The sequence below is a fragment of the Lysobacter tyrosinilyticus genome, from assembly GCF_054779815.1.
On the sequence record NZ_BAAGXN010000026.1, the window covers coordinates 1 to 2,500 of the forward strand.

A 2,500-nucleotide genomic window follows, 5' to 3' on the forward strand; every position below is an offset into this window, starting at 1 on the left:
GCATGCGGATGCACACTACCATCGGCGCGGTTGCGTTTCACTTCCGTGTTCGGGATGGGAACGGGTGGGGCCACAACGCTATTGTCACTGAGCAAGCTGGTGAAGCGGCGCGAGAGCGCCTGCTTGCGTCTTTTGCACGACCGGGAAATCCCGATCGGGCGAAGAATAAGGAATTGTAGCGAGTTGGTCCTGGAAGGTCACGACGTCGTCGTAAGCCTAAGGCCACTTGAGGTTATATGGTCAAGCCACACGGATCATTAGTACAGGTTAGCTCAACACATTACTGTGCTTACACACCCTGCCTATCAACCACCTAGTCTTGATGGTTCCTTTAGGGGACTTGTGTCCCGGGAGATCTCATCTTGAGGCGCGCTTCCCGCTTAGATGCTTTCAGCGGTTATCGCTTCCGAACATAGCTACCCGGCCGTGCCATTGGCATGACAACCGGAACACCAGAGGTTCGTCCACTCCGGTCCTCTCGTACTAGGAGCAGCCCCTCTCAAATCTCCAACGCCCACGACAGATAGGGACCGAACTGTCTCACGACGTTCTGAACCCAGCTCGCGTACCACTTTAAATGGCGAACAGCCATACCCTTGGGACCGACTACAGCCCCAGGATGTGATGAGCCGACATCGAGGTGCCAAACACCGCCGTCGATATGAACTCTTGGGCGGTATCAGCCTGTTATCCCCGGAGTACCTTTTATCCGTTGAGCGATGGCCCTTCCATACAGAACCACCGGATCACTAAGTCCTAGTTTCCTACCTGCTTGATCCGTCGATCTTGCAGTCAAGCACGCTTATGCCTTTGCACACAGTGCGCGATGTCCGACCGCGCTGAGCGTACCTTCGAGCTCCTCCGTTACTCTTTGGGAGGAGACCGCCCCAGTCAAACTACCCACCATACACGGTCCCCGATCCGGATTACGGACCTAGGTTAGAACGTCAAGCACATCAGGGTGGTATTTCAAGGTTGCCTCCGCCGAAGCTAGCGCCTCGGTTTCATAGGCTCCCACCTATCCTACACAGACGAACTCAACGTTCAGTGTAAAGCTATAGTAAAGGTTCACGGGGTCTTTCCGTCTTGCCGCGGGAACGCTGCATCTTCACAGCGATTTCAATTTCACTGAGTCTTAGGTGGAGACAGCGCCGCTGTCGTTACGCCATTCGTGCAGGTCGGAACTTACCCGACAAGGAATTTCGCTACCTTAGGACCGTTATAGTTACGGCCGCCGTTTACCGGGGCTTCGATCAAGAGCTTCGCCTTGCGGCTGACCCCATCAATTAACCTTCCGGCACCGGGCAGGCGTCACACCCTATACGTCCACTTTCGTGTTTGCAGAGTGCTGTGTTTTTGATAAACAGTCGCAGCGGCCTGGTTTCTGCGGCCAACCTTAGCTATTAACCATGGTTGGCGTACCTTCTCCCGAAGTTACGGTACTATTTTGCCTAGTTCCTTCACCTAAGTTCTCTCAAGCGCCTGAGAATTCTCATCCTGCCCACCTGTGTCGGTTTACGGTACGGTCTGCGTAAGCTGAAGCTTAGGAGCTTTTCCTGGAAGCGTGATATCGGCAGCCTAGCCCTAATGGGCCGGTCCTTAGTCTCAACGTTGCCCCCCCGGATTTGCCTAAGGGGACCGCCTCAACTCTCTCACCGGGACAACCAACGCCCGGCCTGCCTAACCTTCTCCGTCCCTCCATCGCACTTACGCGAGGTGCTGGAATATTAACCAGCTTCCCATCGACTACGCATTTCTGCCTCGCCTTAGGGACCGACTAACCCTGCGTCGATTAACGTTGCGCAAGGAAACCTTGGGCTTTCGGCGTGCGGGTTTTTCACCCGCATTATCGTTACTCATGTCAGCATTCGCACTTCCGATACCTCCAGCAACCTTCTCAAGTCACCTTCAACGGCGTACGGAACGCTCCTCTACCGCGCATAACAAAGTTATGCACCCCAAGCTTCGGTTCATCGCTTAGCCCCGTTAAATCTTCCGCGCAGACCGACTCGACCAGTGAGCTATTACGCTTTCTTTAAAGGGTGGCTGCTTCTAAGCCAACCTCCTGGCTGTCTGTGCCTTTCCACATCGTTTTCCACTTAGCGATGAATTTGGGACCTTAGCTGTGGGTCTGGGTTGTTTCCCTTTTCACGACGAACGTTAGCACCCGCCGTGTGTCTCCCGCGCAGTCTGTCTTGGTATTCGGAGTTTGCCATGGTTTGGTAAGTCGCAATGACCCCCTAGCCATAACAGTGCTCTACCCCCAAGAAGATTCACGCGAGGCGCTACCTAAATAGCTTTCGAGGAGAACCAGCTATCTCCGGGTTCGATTAGCTTTTCACTCCTAATCACACCTCATCCCCTACCTTTGCAACGGGAGTGGGTTCGGGCCTCCAGTACCTGTTACGGTACCTTCACCCTGGGCATGACTAGATCACCCGGTTTCGGGTCTACTGCCCGCGACTATGCGCCCTTATCAGACTCGGTTTCCCTTCGCCTC

The 2,500-nt window shown here is 54.5% G+C and carries 2 rRNA genes (1 of these 2 cut by a window edge); both read right to left on the reverse strand.

Going from position 1 to position 2,500, the window contains the following annotated elements:
• Positions 1-92: ribosomal RNA gene (gene rrf, locus ACYVGK_RS17965) — 5S ribosomal RNA — on the reverse strand; the annotation flags it as partial.
• Positions 93-236: 144 nt separating this feature from the next.
• Positions 237-2,500: ribosomal RNA gene (locus tag ACYVGK_RS17970) — 23S ribosomal RNA — on the reverse strand; it runs 601 nt beyond the window's last position.